The 14368-nt window shown below is 69.2% G+C and carries 15 protein-coding genes and 1 pseudogene; 8 read left to right on the top strand and 8 right to left on the bottom strand.

The window, feature by feature from the left end:
• Positions 1-162: 162 nt before the first annotated feature.
• On the bottom strand, positions 163-765 hold the full coding sequence (locus tag ACFYXS_RS06700; RefSeq protein ID WP_389244617.1) for a TetR/AcrR family transcriptional regulator: 603 nt from the start codon (positions 763-765) through the stop codon (positions 163-165).
• A gap of 115 nt (positions 766-880) precedes the next feature.
• Here ACFYXS_RS06700 and ACFYXS_RS06695 point away from each other — a divergent pair, with 115 nt between their 5' ends.
• Positions 881-3118, top strand: coding sequence for an MMPL family transporter (locus ACFYXS_RS06695; RefSeq protein ID WP_389244615.1), 2238 nt, complete (start codon positions 881-883; stop codon positions 3116-3118).
• A 442-nt stretch (positions 3119-3560) separates the two neighbouring features.
• On the opposite strand, the gene ACFYXS_RS06690 is transcribed toward ACFYXS_RS06695, so the two are convergent.
• Entirely contained in the window at positions 3561-4109 is a 549-nt protein-coding gene (locus ACFYXS_RS06690) for a DUF302 domain-containing protein (RefSeq protein WP_389244613.1), read from the bottom strand.
• Positions 4110-4651: 542 nt separating this feature from the next.
• Between ACFYXS_RS06690 and ACFYXS_RS06685 the strand changes: the two genes are divergently transcribed.
• Complete coding sequence (locus ACFYXS_RS06685; RefSeq protein WP_389244611.1) at positions 4652-5116, top strand: 4-oxalocrotonate tautomerase family protein; 465 nt, start codon at positions 4652-4654, stop codon at positions 5114-5116.
• 254 nt (positions 5117-5370) lie between these two features.
• On the opposite strand, the gene ACFYXS_RS06680 is transcribed toward ACFYXS_RS06685, so the two are convergent.
• The gene (locus ACFYXS_RS06680) at positions 5371-5979 is read right to left on the bottom strand and encodes a TetR/AcrR family transcriptional regulator (RefSeq protein ID WP_389244609.1); all 609 of its coding nucleotides are present in this window, start codon (positions 5977-5979) and stop codon (positions 5371-5373) included.
• A gap of 297 nt (positions 5980-6276) precedes the next feature.
• Here ACFYXS_RS06680 and ACFYXS_RS06675 point away from each other — a divergent pair, with 297 nt between their 5' ends.
• Entirely contained in the window at positions 6277-6669 is a 393-nt protein-coding gene (locus tag ACFYXS_RS06675) for an ester cyclase (protein WP_389244607.1), read from the top strand.
• 80 nt (positions 6670-6749) lie between these two features.
• Entirely contained in the window at positions 6750-7436 is a 687-nt protein-coding gene (locus tag ACFYXS_RS06670) for an SDR family NAD(P)-dependent oxidoreductase (RefSeq protein ID WP_389244605.1), read from the top strand.
• 174 nt (positions 7437-7610) lie between these two features.
• Here ACFYXS_RS06670 and ACFYXS_RS06665 read toward each other — a convergent pair whose 3' ends face one another.
• Entirely contained in the window at positions 7611-7928 is a 318-nt protein-coding gene (locus ACFYXS_RS06665) for a hypothetical protein (protein ID WP_389244603.1), read from the bottom strand.
• A gap of 307 nt (positions 7929-8235) precedes the next feature.
• Between ACFYXS_RS06665 and ACFYXS_RS06660 the strand changes: the two genes are divergently transcribed.
• Entirely contained in the window at positions 8236-8817 is a 582-nt protein-coding gene (locus ACFYXS_RS06660) for a suppressor of fused domain protein (protein ID WP_389244601.1), read from the top strand.
• 168 nt (positions 8818-8985) lie between these two features.
• Here the strand turns inward: ACFYXS_RS06660 and ACFYXS_RS06655 are convergent, their stop codons facing one another.
• Positions 8986-9423: a DUF4259 domain-containing protein gene (locus tag ACFYXS_RS06655; protein WP_389244599.1), complete on the bottom strand. Its 438-nt coding sequence runs from the start codon at positions 9421-9423 to the stop codon at positions 8986-8988.
• Positions 9424-9477: 54 nt separating this feature from the next.
• Positions 9478-9780, bottom strand: a pseudogene (locus ACFYXS_RS06650) (transposase); the annotation flags it as partial.
• Positions 9781-10275: 495 nt separating this feature from the next.
• On the opposite strand from ACFYXS_RS06650, the gene ACFYXS_RS06645 reads away from it, so the two are divergent.
• The gene (locus tag ACFYXS_RS06645; RefSeq protein ID WP_389244597.1) at positions 10276-10638 is read left to right on the top strand and encodes a hypothetical protein; all 363 of its coding nucleotides are present in this window, start codon (positions 10276-10278) and stop codon (positions 10636-10638) included.
• A gap of 149 nt (positions 10639-10787) precedes the next feature.
• Here ACFYXS_RS06645 and ACFYXS_RS06640 read toward each other — a convergent pair whose 3' ends face one another.
• Entirely contained in the window at positions 10788-11585 is a 798-nt protein-coding gene (locus ACFYXS_RS06640; RefSeq protein ID WP_389244595.1) for an MBL fold metallo-hydrolase, read from the bottom strand.
• Positions 11586-11681: 96 nt separating this feature from the next.
• Here ACFYXS_RS06640 and ACFYXS_RS06635 point away from each other — a divergent pair, with 96 nt between their 5' ends.
• Positions 11682-12293 carry an ABATE domain-containing protein gene (locus tag ACFYXS_RS06635; protein ID WP_389244593.1) on the top strand — a complete coding sequence of 204 codons (612 nt, stop codon included), beginning with the start codon at positions 11682-11684 and terminating at the stop codon, positions 12291-12293.
• 79 nt (positions 12294-12372) lie between these two features.
• Here ACFYXS_RS06635 and ACFYXS_RS06630 read toward each other — a convergent pair whose 3' ends face one another.
• Positions 12373-13476, bottom strand: coding sequence for a Gfo/Idh/MocA family protein (locus ACFYXS_RS06630; protein ID WP_389244590.1), 1104 nt, complete (start codon positions 13474-13476; stop codon positions 12373-12375).
• A gap of 173 nt (positions 13477-13649) precedes the next feature.
• Between ACFYXS_RS06630 and ACFYXS_RS06625 the strand changes: the two genes are divergently transcribed.
• Entirely contained in the window at positions 13650-13988 is a 339-nt protein-coding gene (locus ACFYXS_RS06625) for a thioredoxin family protein (RefSeq protein WP_389244588.1), read from the top strand.
• Positions 13989-14368: the final 380 nt, after the last annotated feature.

Here is a 14368-nt window from a genome sequence, read left to right as displayed (position 1 = left end):
CCCCGGACACCCGTACGCCTAGGCCTGCTCTCCCCGACCCCGGTGCCCGACCCGGGGGTCGAGCGCTCCGGGGGTCCGTGGCGTGAGGGCCGGACCGCGCAGACGACGCGGCGGCGGCATGTGCTTGATCCACTCCGGGGGCACTCCTGCGGAACGCAGGAGTCAGCGCCACTCGCTCGCGGCCATGGCCTCGATGCCGGCGCTGAGGAAGGTCATAGCCGCGCTGATGGCCTGGTCGCGGTCGCTTCCCTCGGGGTGCTGGAAGATCTCGGTGACCACAGCCGCGGCCGCGGCGGCGGCAAGGCGGGGGGCGATCCCGTCCGGGGCCTGGCCGGTGTCCTCGGCGATGATGCGGGCGCCCTCCTCGATGGCCGCCGCCATCCGCGCGGTGCGCACCGCCCGCAGTTCCGGGTTGGCCTCGAACATACGCTGTTCGAGCTCGTCGGACTCGTCGTAGCAGGCTGACTCCTTGCGCAACCAGCCTTCCAGGGCGTGCATGACGCTCTCCTCGGCGGCGCGGCCGCGCAGCACCTCCGTCAGGTGCAGCACCGTGGCGTCGAAGGACGCGAAGGCGATGTCCTGTTTGGAGCGGAAGTACAGCGTCACCGTGCGTGGGGACACCTCGGCCGCCGCGGCGATCTCCGCGATCGTCGTGGCGTCGTAGCCCTGCGCGGCGAAGAGCTCGAAAGCCGCGCGGGTGATCGCGGCCCGCCGCTTGGCTTTGCCCCGTTCGCGCAGACCGTCCCCCGTCGTCACCCTGTCCATGCCCTTCAGCATAGCGGCGGGCCTGCATTTTTACCTCACGCAGTAAACATGCACTACGCTGTAAAAATCCTACCGGACCGACAGCCGACGACCCTTGAGACGAAAGAGATCTGCCGTGGCGAAACGCTTGTACGCGCTGGGACGTTGGGCGGCACTCCACCGGTCCCGGGTGCTCACGATGTGGGTACTGATCCTCGCGGTGACCGCCGGACTGGGCACCGCCCTCGGCGGAAAGGCGACGACGGAGTTCTCGGTGCCGGGCGTCGAGTCCCAGCAGGCCCAGGACCTACTGAAGGAAAAGTTCCCGCAAGCCGCGGGCGGCACGGCCCGGGTCGTGTTCGCCGCACCCGCGGGCGCGAAACTCTCCGGCGAGAACGAGCAACGCGCCATCGCCGCGACCCTCAAGGAGGTCGCCGCGGTGCCGGGCGTCATCAACGTCTCCGACCCCGCGAAGACCGGCGCCGTGTCGAGGGACGGCACCATCGGCTACGCCGACGCGCTGTTCGGCAAACCGGCCAACACCGTGCCCCAGTCCGCCAAGGACCGGCTCGACGAGGCCTTGAACCCGGCGAAGAGGGCCGGCCTCGAGGTCGAGCTGGGCGGCACCGTGTCCACCCCGCCGGCCGAGGTCGGCGGCCCCGCCGAGGTCCTCGGCGTGGTCGTGGCCTTCGTGGTGCTCGCGCTCGCGCTCGGCTCACTCGTGGCGGCCGGGCTGCCCCTGGTGACGGCCCTCGTCGGCGTCGGGGTAGGCGTGATGACCGTCCAGTTCCTGTCCCGCTTCATCGAGATGACGAACACCGCGACCGTCCTCGCGCTGATGATCGGCCTGGCGGTCGGCATCGACTACGCCCTGTTCATCGTCTCCCGCCACCGCGAACAGCTCGCCGATCCCGAGCACGACGTGCCCGACTCCATCGCCCGCGCCACCGCGACGGCGGGCAGCGCCGTGACCTTCGCGGGCGTGACGGTCATCATCGCGCTCGCCGCGCTCGCCACCACCGGCATCCCCTTCCTCACCGTGATGGGCCTGGCCGCCGCCGGAACCGTACTCCTCGCGGTCCTGGTGGCCCTCACCCTCGTACCGGCCCTGCTGGGCTTCCTCGGCGAACGCCTGCGCCCCAGGAGCGCACGGCCAGGGGCGGGTTCCCCGCAAGCTCGGACACCCGGCCGCGAACGCAAGCCCGGGGCCTGGGGTCTGGCCTGGGGCCGCCTCATGACACGCTTCCCCGTCCCGGTGCTGATCGTGAGCGTCCTCGGCCTGCTCGCCCTCGCCCTGCCCGCCACCGGACTGCGCCTCGGACTGCCGAGCAACGAGACCCAGCCCACCGCGAGCACCCAGCACAAGAGCTACGAACTCCTCACCAAGGGCTTCGGTCCCGGCTTCAACGCGACCCTCGTGGTCGTCGTCGACGGCACCCGCATACCCGCCGCGCAGCGCGAGACGGTCGTCGAGCAGATCGCCGACACCGTCGGCAAGGATCCGGACATCGCGACCGTCGCCCCGCCCAGGGCCACCGAGGACGGCGCGATCACCGTGCTCGGTGTCGTACCGAAGACCGGCCCCGACGACCAGAGGACCACGGATCTGGTGCACCGGCTGCGCGACCACGCGGTGAACCCGGTGACCGACGCGGGCGGCACGGCCTACGTCGCCGGTGCGACCGCCGCCGGAATCGATGTGTCCGCGAAGCTGTCCTCGGCGCTGCCGCTGTTCGTCACGATCATCGTGGTGCTCGCGCTGCTCCTGCTGATGCTGGCCTTCCGCTCGATCCTGGTGCCCCTCAAGGCCGTTCTCGGCTTCCTGCTGTCCATCGCAGCCGGCATCGGTGCGGTCGTATGGGTCTTCCAGGACGGCCACCTCACCGGACTGTTCCAGGTCGCGGCGGCGGCCCCGATCGCGTGCTTCGTGCCGGTCCTGCTGATCGGCGTCCTGTTCGGCCTCGCGATGGACTACGAGGTGTTCCTGGTCAGCCGGATGCGGGAGCACTTCCACCACCACCGGGACGCGCGGGCCGCCGTCGAGCACGGCGTGGAGCGCAGCGGCCGGGTCGTCACGGCGGCGGCCCTCATCATGGCGGCCGTGTTCGGCGGCTTCATCTTCAACCACGACCCGACCGTCAAGACGATCGGCTTCGCGCTGACCGTCGGCGTCCTCATCGACGCCTTCGTTGTCCGCCTCACCATCGTCCCCGCGGTACTGAGCCTGCTCGGCCGCCACGCCTGGGCCCTGCCCAAGTGGCTGGACCGGGCCGTGCCCAACGTGGACATCGAAGGTGACTCCCTGCCCTCGCGCAGCGCGGGCGATCGAACGGCTCCCGTCGCCGCCGAACCCGTACGAGCCGGCAAGGGCTGACCAATCACTGTGCACAACCGGCGTCGGGGCCCGTCGGCGGCTTTCACGTCGGGCAGAGGCCGGACGGGTTGCCGTGCCGCACGAACGGGTCGTCCGTCCTGTGTCCCGGCGCCGCGCTGCTCGTGAAGACACGCGCACCCCATGAACCCGAGCAGGATCGCGAGGAGCACCGCGGGCGGGCCCGCGGTGCTCACGTCGATGCCGTCCTGGTGGTGGACTTGGTCAGGAAGCCGCCGGCGATGGCGCCCACGGGACGAGTGCGACCGAGGCCCTGGCGCCAGTTCTAGGCCTGCGGCGTCCGGGGAAGCCGTGAGGCTGATGGCGCCGTGGTCCGTGGCGTCGTTCCACGTCGCCAAGAACTCCGAGCGGTCTTTGGGGAGTACGGCTCGGACGGCTTGCGCCGGGAATGACGGGCTGCCCACCCCTACTCGGCGGATCGGCCTCAGGAGTGCCGTAGTGCAGAGGGCACCGGGACCCCCATATGGTCGAGGAGCGCGGCAAGGGCACGGTCCAATGTGAGGCCGCCCTTCGTGATCTGCGGTGTGTTGAAGCTGCCGAACGAGGTGCTCGGCTGCTCGACGGTGAACCAGGTGACACCGTCCGCGTCCTCGAAGATCGCCGTGCGCAACGGCGCGTACAGCATCACGGCCGGGTTGTAGCGGTACATCTTCTGCGCGATCGTGTGATTTCCCATCAGGTACTCGACGCAACGGCCCCGGTCACCGGCGAGTCGCATCAGTGGGGTCCAGTCACTGCTCCAGTAAATGATGAAGTCGTGCGGCGCATTCTCCGCCGTCGCCTCCAGGACGGACTGCCAATCCACGCCCTCCTTGACCAGCTCCGCGAAGCGGTCGCTCTGGTACACCGGGACGGCCTCTTCGTAGCGTTTACGGAAATTCTCGTACGTGTCGTCGATCTGGATGGTGAATCGGACGACTTCGTGCGGCACGGCCTCGATCGTGCCGTCGGAAGTCATGGTCGTCACAGTCATGGATCCTCCCGCAGGCGAGTTGTCAGCCGCCGTTCAACGGACAAGCTCTCCAATAATCCTACGCTGCCGACTTTCCACGGCAACTCCACACGGGAAGACGGCGGCACGCATCTACGCCCTCCCCGCACGGGAAGTTGATGACGTCCACACGGATACGTCCGTAGAAGGAATTTTATTCTCCGGCTGGTCACGACAATTCGTGGAGGCCCACCGCATCCCATTTACCGGCCCGGCAGACTCCGGCCTGCGCCACGAGATCCACGACAGCCCCGACGTCGCCTCAACCACGGTGCCGTTCGCTGTGCCCCGGGGACGGGCCGCGGCAGGGCAGGGGGTCCCACGCCGGTGAGATCTCGGACAGCGCACTCGGCAACTGGCCGACGCGGGCAGTCACTCCTGCTCGGCAGGGTGGCCGGGGCGGTGGCGGCCGCCACCGGCCGCGTCTCGCGTGGTGGGCGCAGAGGGAGGGTCGTAGGGTGAAAAAGAGACCGAATTCCAATCAGGGGAAGCGGGCTGACATGGTTTTCGTTCGCGTACACGTCATGAAAAATCACCTCAGCGCCGAACAGAAGCGTGAACTCGGCAAGCGACTTGTCGCAGCAGTGGCCGAAGTCGAAGATCTGAGAAATTCGGAACGACACCAGCAGACATCATGGGTTCAGTACTATGAGTTCGATCCAGAGAATTGGTACAATCCGAACCCGCTCGGCGACCCCGCCGCGCAGTGGCAGGTGGACGTGATCGCACCCGAAAAACTTCTCCCAGCGCCGGAACAAGCCAAAGTGATGATAGAGAAAGTGACGGCGGCTATTCGCTCCGTCGCTGGTGAAGGCGTACTTCCAGCCCGTGGGCCGTGGGTACATGTCCACGTGATCCCGCATATGAACTGGGGCATGGACGGCACCATCCCGAATTGGGACGGATGGCGGGCGTACTTCGCGGCGGACACGCCAGAGGAGGCGGAGCGGGCACTTGCAGCGGCGTACGGGCGAAGTCAGGGACAGTAAAGGGAACGACCGCGCAGGGGCAAACCGCCCCGCACATCTACGCCGCACCCTGATGCCTGCTGCGGCAATCAAGTGGAACATTGGACTATTTGTACGCGCAAGTAGTCTGATAGGTGCTCAAACGGCGGCGGGAACACTGCTGACGTGTCCCTGGACGTGCGGTGGACGGGACACCGCGGTGACTGCCGCCGGGGCAGGCCGGTCAGTGGCGGGCGCTCTTCAGGATCGCCCTCAAGACGCACGCCGGGCGGGTCTCAGGAGAGCGGCCAATTGCGCAGGACGACGTCGGCCATCTCCTGGAGTTCGTCGCGGCCGACACCGCTCGCGGCCTGTACGGCGAGGCCGTAGGCGAAGGTGGTGAGGTAGCGGGCCAGTAGCCGCGGATCGGTCTGCGGAGGCAGGTCGCCGTCGTCGACCGCGCGCTGGAACCGCTCGCGGACGCAGGAGTAGCCGTTGTCACGCCAGGCGACGAGGAGGTCGCGGACTTCCTGGCCGGAGTCGCTGGTGGTCAGGGCGCCCTGGACACCCAGGCACCCATGGGGATGGGCCGGGCGGGTGGTGGTCCGAATGGTGCCGGCCAGGATCGCGGTGGCGACGCCGAGGGCGGTCGGCTCCTCCATGGCCCGGGCCAGGTAGGCGCTCGGCCCTTCGGTGTAGCGCTCCAGGGCCTTGCGGAAGAGCTTCTCCTTGCTGCCGAAGGCCGCGTACATGCTGGTGGTGGAGATGCCCATCGCATTCGTCAAGCCGGCCGTGCTGGCCCCTTCGTAGCCGTGCCTCCAGAAGACCAGCATGGCCCGTTCGAGGGCTTCGTCAGCGTCGAATCCTCGCGGTCGGCCGACAGGGCCGCTCTTCTTCGTCTCCACCGCGCCAGCCTACCTCTTCTGTAGCGATCGCTGCGGAAGTGCTAACGTTCGACTTCCGCAGCGATCGCTACAGATATCGAGGGGCTGCTCACGTGGCACTGCTGGAAGGAAGGACCGCTCTCGCGAGCGAGGGCAGCGCCGGAGTCTGCCTGGCCGGTGCGCATCGGCCGCCAGCGCCCTTGATCGGCGGACATCCGCTTCAGCGATGGGCGGCATGGCGCGGCCGTGGAGGGCGTCGCGTCCCATCGACATCCGGTCACGGCTCCGAACCGGGGCTGCCCACAGGAGGATCACCTCATGTCCGACAGTGATCTGCGCGCGTTCTACCTGCGCTACATCGAGGCGCTCAACGCGCACAAGTTCGACGGAATGGACGAGTTCATCGACGACCGGACCACCCTGAACGGTGAGCCGGCCACCCGGGACGACCTCATCACGGTGCAGAAGCACGACGTGGACGCGGTTCCGGACCTCCACTGGGAGCTCGAGGAACTGCTCTTCGACGGTGACCGTCTGGCCGCACGTCTGGTCAACACCGGTACCCCGGTGAAGGAATGGCTCGGCGTGACTCCCACCGGCGCCTCGTTCGAGATCGTCGAGTACGCCATCTACCAGGTCCGCAACGGACGGTTCGTGCACATGACGGCCCTGCACGACGCCGGCGAACTTCGCCGGCAGCTGGCCGGCTGACCTCAGGAATCAGCACCGTCGAAGACCCGTCCGGACACCATCGATCGGCCCCTCGGGCCACATCACTCGTGAGGATACGCATGACCGTCACACTGATCACCGGGGCCAACAAGGGCATCGGCTTCGAGACCGCACGGCAGCTTCTGGCGTTGGGTCACACTGTCTACATCGGCGCTCGTGACGTCGAACGAGGCGAGAAGGCCGCTGCGGCACTTGGCGCACGCTTCGTACAGCTCGATGTGACCGACGACGCGTCGGTGGGCAGCGCGCTGGCGACGATCGACTCGGCCGAGGGGCGGCTGGACGTCCTGGTGAACAACGCGGGCGTCCTGGGGCACGGAGTCACCGACGGCCCCACGGCGCTCCGGGCGTTCGACACCAACGCGGTGGGAATCGTACGCGTCACCGAAGCGGCCCTTCCGTTGCTGCGCAAGTCCCCTCACCCGACCGTGGTCACCGTTTCCAGCAGTGCCGGGTCCTTCTGGGCGGTGACCAATCCGGAACGGCCGGAGTTCAACTTGCCGTTGACGCTCTACTCCGCGTCCAAGGCCGCGGCCACCATGCTCACGGTCCAGTACGCCAAGTCCCAGCCGGGCATCAAGTTCAACGCGGTCGAGCCCGGCACCACCGCGACCGACCTCACCGCGGCATTCGGAGTCGGAAGGACACCGGAGGAGAGCGCCAAGGTCGTCGTGCGGCTGGCGACTCTCGACCCGGACGGCCCGACGGGCACCTTCCAGGACGAAAACGGGGAAGTGCCCTGGTAACGATCGCAACGGCCGGGTGGGCAGCCCTCTTGGGCTGCCCACCCGGCCGTTCCCACACGTGTGAGCGTGCTCCCTGAGGCCGGCGTGTTCAGCCAGGACAGCCTCCACGCCGCGATCCGGCCCGGGCCGGGCAGCGTGTGCTCCCTTGGCCGGCCGGGTGCCCGCCGGGCATGATCACCCTTCCCCTGCCTGGGGAGGAGTAAGGGCATCGACCAGCACGCGGAGAGTGAGCAGTGCTGCTGCGTTGGTCCCAGGGGACGCCAGAGCGCGGACCGTCGTGGTGACGACCTGGCCGAGGGGGTCGCTGGTCACGGATTCGGGCTGGTCCCGCAGTTGAGCCCGCACCGTCTGCATGCTCCAGCGGGCGCGGGCGAGGCCTTCGGCAAGGCCGCGCTCCGCGGGTGTGGGCAGCCAGCTGCCCGCGCGGAAGTCCTGGAGAAGGGCGGACACGGCATCGTGGAGTTCTGTCGTGGTGGTGTCATTCAAGGTCATGGTCTGTCTAACGACACGGACAACACCCCTGCGGTGTGATCCGTCGGCCGGGTATGGACCGCCAGGAGCGGATGCGTTCGGCGGCGGCGAACACGTCGGCCTTGCCGCTGACGATGTCGGCTGGACCAAGGCTTCCCGACCCCTTCCCGACCCCCGGCTCTGCGCGGCAATCGTCGACCGGCTCACGAGCACCCGAGCACGGCACGAGGAAGCGGTCGAGGCCGGCTGAACCATCCGCGTCCGCCCCGCCTGCGCCAGGGCGGGCCCAACACAGGGCACCCGGACCGGCCGTGAGATCCTCGCCATCATGTTCGAGAGCGAGCGCAGGCAGCGGGCGACAGCAGGCCTCGAGACCCACGTTCGCCGCTTCTTCACCGGCCATGCGATCACGGCCGGCGATGACGACCTGGGGCCTGGGCGAAGGGAAGCAGTTCCAGACCTGAGGATCCTCACCGTCAGCCCGGGACCTCGCGCCGACAGCTGGGCCTATGTCACCGCCGGCTGCTGGTCCACGGTCGAGACGGACGGTCACGGCCTCGAGTTCGTCCTCTCCGCGCCGGTCCGCGATGAACGCTTCGCCGATCTCCTGGCCATGACCGCCTACTACCACGCCGATCACCGCCTCGATCTCCGGCACAGCCTGCCGATCGGGGAGCCGTGGCTGCCCGGGTCCCACTGCGACCACCTGCTGATCAGCCTTCCCTACCTCTACGGCCCTGGCCTGGAGCACTGCCCGCTGCCGGACGGCCATGCCCGCATCCTCTGGACTCTGCCGGTCACCGCGGCCGAGATGGCATACCGCCGCGAGCACGGCCACGAAGCCCTTGAACAGCTCTTCGACGAGCACGCGATTGTCCCGACCGATCCAAGGCGGCCGTCCGTCGCCTGAACCTCGCGGGCGCAGCCTGGGCCGACATGACGGCTGGGGAGTGCTCCAGCGCCGTGAAAACTCATCGACACGGCGAGGCGCAGTGGTCACCGGCTGCCGCCCAAAGCCATCGACAAACGATTTCGGGTTCTGGCTCAACTTCTGTGCTCCACAACTGTGGGTCACCGGTCAGATCCCGAAGAGGGCTTCCTCTTGTGGCGGAATCGGAGGGTCGAGGACGTCGCGCAGGCGGGTGATGTCTTGGCGCCATCTCGGCCCGTTCGTGGCCTCGTCCCACAGCTCGGCGATTTCAGACCGCTCATCGACCACTCGGTCCAGAGCGCCGACGGCCAGCGTTCGAAGGTCTGCGGGCAACTCCGGCAGCGGCTCCGACGGGCCGTAGTTCGAGCACGCGGGCTCGCCGCCAGGGTGCTGTGCGACCACCAGGGCTGCCGCGGCAACTGCTCGCTCGGCGTCGGGGGTGATCAGGTGGTCCGCAGGGTCGGCGGCGCGTTTGAGGACTCTGCGGATCATGGACTCGCGTTCTTCCATGGATGCCTCATCCAGGTCGCCGGCGAAGTCGGCGGCGGTGTCATTGTCGAAAGGGCCGATGTCCCAGGTGCCCATATCTCTCCTTGCGCGGTCGTCTGGGGATCGTCGCACTGGCCACCGACAATGCGGTCAGGAGGCAAGCAGCACCCGCTCGCGCAGGAGCTTGCAGCCAGCGCGTCCGTACATCCGCCGTTTGATCATTTTCATGGGATTGACGTGGCCCTCCACTGCGCCCGAGCTGCAGGGAAGGGTCAGGCCGGCGATGACGGCGTCGAGGTCACGGTCGATTCCAGCTGCGAGGATGTGGAGGCTGGGCAGGTCGTCCTGCCGAACTTCGTCGAGCCACTCTGGAAAACGCTCGCGCTGGCGGTCGGTGAGCATGGTCGCGAAGGACCGGACGTGGCGGGTCAGGGCGTCGTGCTCGGGGCAATGGTGAGGAAGCCTTCCGCCACGGCGTTGCTCAGCCACCCCACACACCGCAGCGGCCTCGTCGACCTTGAACAGCGGTACCGCAGCGACCAAGACCCCCAGCGACACCTGGTCCGGCCGCGCAACCGGCCCACCTGTTCCAACCGCCCCCTGAACCATGCGACAACCGCAGCCGTCCGCAAAAAACAGACTTCAACGACGCACGAGACCATCCGGTGACGAGCCGCCATGATTCCTTGATCAACTTAAGTTTCGTGGCATTGAGTCAGGGGCCGGACAACTGCGCCTTGCCCGCTGCGTCGTGGGCGACGGTCGGCTGCTGCCTGGGGGCGGAAGGGGCCGCACAGACCCCTCCCACCTTTGCGGGATCATCAGTGGTACGGATTGCCGTCCAGCGCCCTCGGCGGCGGCAGTATGGCCAGCGGACCCGCATAGTCGCTGATCGTTCCGTCCGTGCACACTTGGCGGATCCAGTGGGCTAGGGAATCGGGGAACCGGGTGGGACTTCGTACTTGGTGGAGCGGTCGCAAGGCGAACGCTCAGATCGAGCGGATCTTGGATGCCGTGAACTCCGGGCAGTCCCTGATGGCTGACGCGACGGCGGTTGAGGCATCCGGAGCCCGCCAGGCGATTGCCGGCGTCGCGGAGGTCTACGACGACCGCCTTCACTTCACATCGAACGCGGACATCGAGGCCGGTGCCAAGGGCTGGCGCATCGGCCTCTCCGAGATCGCCGCGGTGCGGGACGGTGCCGAACCAGGTGAGCTCTCGATCACCTTCCGCTCACCAGGACGCTTCCATTCGATCGTGGTGACGCCGGTGATGCATGCAGACAAGTGGCGTGCGTTGGACGCTGATTGAGACACGAACCGCGGGGACCAGGCCACGGAAGGCCGCGTACGAAGCAGGCCGGCATAGGCCGGGACGGCGCGGGCGGTCGCTGCCGGGATGGGGCTCCGGTGTGTTTCGAGCCCCCCACCCCGGCATGACGTCCCGGTTCTGGGCGCGGCTCAGGCGGAGGCGCGCCGCGTCCAGTCCAGGTCCAGGCGGTCGGCCAGGCCCGCGGCGGTGAAGGCGGCGTCCAAGTCCTCGCGGCCCTCGGTGAAGTGGGCCCAGCTGTCGTGGTGGACCGGGATGACACGGCGGGCGTCGAGGATCCGGGCGGCCTCGGCGGCCTGCGCGCTGTCCAGGACGATCAGGTCGCCGTCGAAAAGCATGGGAAAACGAGGTGCGCCGGCAAACAGGATGGCGGTGTCCACCGGGGCGAAGCGCCCGGCGATCTCCCTGACGGCGTCGAGGGAGGCGTTGTCGCCGCTGACGTAGACCGTCGGCAGGCCCTCTCCGGCCAGGACGAAGCCGACGACCTGGCCGGTGAAGGGCTCAACCTCCTCGCGCGGGCCGGGGCCGTGGATCGCGGGAACACCGGTGACGGTGACAGTGCCGCCGCCCAGGCGCTGCAACTCGACCGTCTCCCAGTCCGCCAGGCCCTTGGCCTTCTGCCCGAGGCGCCCGCCGCCGCCGGGAGTGGTCAGCGTGAGGGGAACGTCGGCGAGCAGGGCCCGGCCGGAGTTGTCGAGATTGTCGGGGTGCTCGTCGTGGGAGAGCAGGACCACGTCGATGGGGCCGAGATCGGCGGGGGTACCGGTGGAGGGGGCGGTCTTGGTCAGGACCGGACGGCCGGGCCGGCCGTAGTCACCGGGGCCGTCGAACGTCGGGTCGGTCAAAAACCGCAGACCCCCGTACTCGAACAAGGCGGTCGGGCCGCCGTATGTGCGGACCGGGAACTGATCGGCATTGAGCTGGGACATGACGACTTCCTCACCTCTCACGAAAAACATCTGCGTTTACCGTGACACCAGGCTAGGCGGGCATCACGGGAAAATGCAATCGCTACCATGAGAGGCATGGACGACACCCAGGCCACCGACACGGCGCAGACCGCTCTGCCCCCAGCTCCAGGTGCCGACCAGTACCGCTCCCTGGCCTTCGCCGACACCGTCGCGACCCTGCCCGCCGGCCAGAGCTACGACCTGCTCGCCACCCCCGGATCCGCCATGCACTGGCTCGCCGCCCACGACCTGGTCGCCCCGGACGTGCGGCTGTACGAGGTGTGCGCACAGCGGATGCGCACGCTTCGTGGACACGTACGCATCCTGTTCGCCGCCCGCGTCGAGCGCACCACCCCGCCCGAGGACTCCCTGCGCGCGGTGAACGAGGCCCTCACGGCCGCACCACCCACCGCACCCCTGCTCGCGTGGGACGCGGCCCAGGGACTGCGCCGCGTCCAGGCGCACCCCATCGACCGCGCCGTGAACCACGCGCTGGCGGCGCTCGCCGCCGACGCCGCCGACCTGGTCACCGGTCCCGATGCCGGCATCCTCGCCGCCTGCGGCTCCGCGCCCTGCGACCGGTTCCTCCTGCGCACCCACGGCCGCCGCCACTGGTGCTCCACCCGCTGCGGCGACCGCGCCCGCGCCGCCCGCGCCTACGCCCGACGCGTCAGCGCCTCGCACTGACACGCCTGATGCGGCCGGGCACCCCGGCGGCGGTCATGGCCCCGGGGCAGGCACAAGGGGATCCGGGCAGCCGGCGGGATCAGCGGGCCGCCCACGCCTCCACCGCGGTGGTCACCGGCGCCCCCGTACGCGCCGACTCGTCGACGGCCAATGCCAGCAGATGGTCCTGGCAGCCCTCGGCCAGCGGATACGGTTCCGGGCCGGCGTCCCGGACCCACGCGCCCGTACGGCACAGCAGGTCCACCACGGCGAGGTCGTCCTCGGACAGGCTCGCGCCCAGATAGTCGTTGCGCCACACCACCTGTCCGTCGAACGAGATGTGGTGCACCTCCGCCCCTTCGAGGTTGAGGTCGGTGCCGGTGCGGCGACGCATCAGCGGGGACTCCACGGGCGTACGCGGATCGGCCATGCGCACCACCGTGTCGTCCACGATCTCGCCGAGCGAGCCGCGTACCACGATCCGGCGGCCGCGCAGCGGATTCCACCACTGGTTGTCCGTGAAGTCGTACAGACCCGTGCGGGCCCCGCCGAAGTCCAGGAAGGCGAGGGTCGTGACGGCGTCCTTGGGCGTGAGGTCGTCCGACCAGCCGCCGGGCGACAGCGGGTCGGCGAGCGGGGCGGTGAAGGCCCGGGCCGTCACCGTCACGGGCCCGCGGCCGACACCCAGCGTGTGCCGGATCAGCGACATCGCGTGATACATGTGCGTCGAGGACACCTGGACGGAGGTGACCTCGCCGATCACCCCTTCGCGTACGAGGGCGAGACGAGCGGCGTGGCCGGGCATCAGGGTGTACTGCTCCGCGACCTGGACGAGTGCGCCGCCGTCGGCGCGCGTGGCGCCCCCCACGGCAGCCCACAACTCCCGCAGCCCGCGTACGTCGGGGGCGGGTGGCGTTTCCGCGAGGACCGGCACGTCGCGCTCGACGAGTTCCCGCACGACCTGGGGCGTGACATCCCACGGCACGGACGGGATCACGAACTCCGGCCCGGTACGGCACAGTTCGTCGAGGCTTCGGAAGGCGGGCACCCCCCACTCCGCCTCCACCTGGGCGGCGCGTTCGGCCGAGCGCGTCACCACGCCGGCGACCACCAGCCGTTCGGGCAGCGCCCTCGCCAGCCGGGCGAAGAACTCGGCCCGCCAGCCACTGCCCACGATGCCGAACCGTATGGGTGCTGCGCTCACGTGTCCGCTCCTCCCCGCATCCGGGCCGCGAGTCTAACCCGGCGACCTGTGCCACGCGCCGCCACCACGGCGCACCTGCCAGGGCGTAAGCCGGACGACCGACCGGGCCGGCCGACCGCACCGCGCGGGGGATGATGGGGATGGAATGACGGAACGCGAGGTCAGGAGCTTCCATGGCGAAGCGGGTTCACCAACCCCGTGAGGACGCGGAGTTCGATTTCATCCTCGGGATGAGCGGAGTTCCGGTCCTCGCATACTTCACCGTGACATGGCCCAAGGCAATCGAGCCCTGCCGGGTGATGGACCTCGTCGTGGGTGGCATCGCCGACGAGTACACGGGCCGCCTGACGGCCGTCCGCACCGACATCACTCGCTGTCCGGCCGCAACCGAGCGGTACGGAATCACCGGAGCCCCGTCCTACGTCCTGCTGGAGGAGGGACAGGCGGTCGCGCACGGCACGGGGCTTATGACCATCGCCGAGCTACGGGAGTTCCTGGACGGCCACCTCTGAGGGACCGCCGCGTGACAGCGGCCGCGACTGTCCGCGTACAAGCTCATACACATGAGTTACTGGGCCGATTGCCGGAGGCTCCAACATCCCCTTGCGCAGAACGCCTCCGTGTTGTGATGGCGCGGGACCCGCGCAGCCGTGACAGCGATCACCGATGAACTGCGGCCGTCCGGCCCCCGCGCGTGGCCGGACTGGCGCAGTTCATCGCAGAGCGGACCGCCTGGTTCGAACAACGGCACCCGGGGCTCGTCTCCCCCGGGTCCATCGCCATGCACTGTCCGAGCAGCCGGGGGGGGGGGGGGGGGGCGCCGGGGGGGGGGGGGGGGGGGGCGGCGCGGGGGGGGGGGGGGGGCCCGCGCCCCCCGCCCACCCGAGGCACG

It is taken from the genome of Streptomyces sp. NPDC002574 (assembly GCF_042889545.1).
Taxonomy (GTDB): Bacteria; Actinomycetota; Actinomycetes; order Streptomycetales; family Streptomycetaceae; genus Actinacidiphila.
Note: the sequence above shows the minus strand (reverse complement) of the source record. Positions and strands in the feature narration are given on the sequence as shown.

Excerpts from the sequence above, each read along its gene's own strand:
- ACFYXS_RS06700 (WP_389244617.1), bottom strand. The coding sequence starts at position 765 with ATGGACAGGGTGACGACGGGGGACGGTCTGCGCGAACGGGGCAAAGCC.
- ACFYXS_RS06690 (WP_389244613.1), bottom strand. The coding sequence starts at position 4,109 with ATGACTGTGACGACCATGACTTCCGACGGCACGATCGAGGCCGTGCCG.
- ACFYXS_RS06685 (WP_389244611.1), top strand. The coding sequence starts at position 4,652 with ATGAAAAATCACCTCAGCGCCGAACAGAAGCGTGAACTCGGCAAGCGA.
- ACFYXS_RS06675 (WP_389244607.1), top strand. The coding sequence starts at position 6,277 with ATGTCCGACAGTGATCTGCGCGCGTTCTACCTGCGCTACATCGAGGCG.
- ACFYXS_RS06670 (WP_389244605.1), top strand. The coding sequence starts at position 6,750 with ATGACCGTCACACTGATCACCGGGGCCAACAAGGGCATCGGCTTCGAG.
- ACFYXS_RS06665 (WP_389244603.1), bottom strand. The coding sequence starts at position 7,928 with ATGACCTTGAATGACACCACCACGACAGAACTCCACGATGCCGTGTCC.
- ACFYXS_RS06660 (WP_389244601.1), top strand. The coding sequence starts at position 8,236 with ATGTTCGAGAGCGAGCGCAGGCAGCGGGCGACAGCAGGCCTCGAGACC.
- ACFYXS_RS06655 (WP_389244599.1), bottom strand. The coding sequence starts at position 9,423 with ATGGGCACCTGGGACATCGGCCCTTTCGACAATGACACCGCCGCCGAC.
- ACFYXS_RS06640 (WP_389244595.1), bottom strand. The coding sequence starts at position 11,585 with ATGTCCCAGCTCAATGCCGATCAGTTCCCGGTCCGCACATACGGCGGC.
- ACFYXS_RS06635 (WP_389244593.1), top strand. The coding sequence starts at position 11,682 with ATGGACGACACCCAGGCCACCGACACGGCGCAGACCGCTCTGCCCCCA.
- ACFYXS_RS06625 (WP_389244588.1), top strand. The coding sequence starts at position 13,650 with ATGGCGAAGCGGGTTCACCAACCCCGTGAGGACGCGGAGTTCGATTTC.